At 63.1% G+C, this 534-nt stretch carries 1 protein-coding gene; it reads right to left on the minus strand.

What is annotated here, in order from left to right; genetic code table 11:
* Nucleotides 1-418: phage protease (locus tag RX972_RS29200; RefSeq protein ID WP_316880780.1), on the minus strand; the 418-nt coding region annotated here is incomplete at its 3' end.
* Between the last annotated feature and the right edge of the window lie 116 nt (nt 419-534).

Below are 534 nucleotides of genomic sequence, written 5' to 3' on the forward strand. Positions count from 1 at the left end.
TCAGGCTGGCGCGCAGCAGCTGCACGACACGGTGCGGCTTCGCGGCATATGCATTGAACACGGGTGAGACAAACCCGTATTCCTTGTCGGCAAGCGCCTGCTGCCCCTTGGCAGTCCACTCGACCTTGCCCCAGATGCCGTCATCGCGACCTTCCAGGGCTACGATCCAGCCAACGGCGGGCGTCTCCTTGCCGGTCTTGTTGAGCAGATCGATGGAATGGTTGATGTCGATCGGCAGCTTGCGGCCTGCCGGCAGCGAGGTCGCTATCAGCTTTGCGACATCGCCAAGCTCGTAGGGACCGCGACCATCGACGCCGGAGAACGTGCCGGCCGGCAGCAGATGAATGAACTCGGGAACGCCGCCAGCGGCGGTGCCGGCCAGCATGCTGTGGGTGATGGAGTTGAGGACCGTTTTCATCGGACCGACAATGGCCCGGCGCGTGCGCTGGTATCATGCCCGCCAAGGCGGGCAGGAATGGCTTTTCTCTACTGGAAGCGGCGAAGGAACCGGAAGACGATGTCGGCGATCATCTC

This window comes from Pseudomonas syringae group sp. J309-1 (assembly GCF_032582135.1).
Lineage (GTDB): Bacteria > Pseudomonadota > Gammaproteobacteria > Pseudomonadales > Pseudomonadaceae > Aquipseudomonas > Aquipseudomonas quasicaspiana.